Origin of the sequence: Croceicoccus bisphenolivorans (assembly GCF_001634625.1) — a bacterium.
Classification (GTDB): domain Bacteria; phylum Pseudomonadota; class Alphaproteobacteria; order Sphingomonadales; family Sphingomonadaceae; genus Croceicoccus; species Croceicoccus bisphenolivorans.
The window spans coordinates 1-364 of record NZ_LRSE01000074.1 but is presented as its reverse complement, the minus strand read 5'-3'; the positions used below and the strand labels follow the sequence as shown (position 1 = coordinate 364).

1 protein-coding gene is annotated in these 364 nt (G+C 55.8%); it reads left to right on the top strand.

The annotated features are described in order from the left end of the window. The coding region (locus A7A77_RS17365; RefSeq protein ID WP_342668731.1) for a PRC-barrel domain-containing protein at positions 1 to 355 on the top strand (355 nt) is incomplete at its 5' end. Positions 356 to 364 lie beyond the last annotated feature (9 nt).

Here is a 364-nt window from a genome sequence, read left to right as displayed (position 1 = left end):
TGAGATTGGCAGGGACGAGGGCCATAACCTCATTGCGTCCGACAGAGTGGAAGGGACCAACGTCTATCGTCCCGATGGTGAGAAGATCGGGCGCATTCGCCGCTTCATGGTCGGGAAGAAGACCGGCAAGGTCGAATATGCGGTGATGAGTTTTGGCGGCTTTCTGGGAATGGGTGAGGAATTGCGGCCCGTTCCATGGGAAGCACTGGATTATGACGTGAACAAGGGTGGCTACATCGTGTCCGCGCAAGAGGATACGCTGCAGAACAGCCCATATATTCGCGAGAATTCAGAGCCTGCATGGGACCGCGCCTATGGCATGCATGTCTACGGCTATTGGGGCATCCCGTACTAATCGACGCTT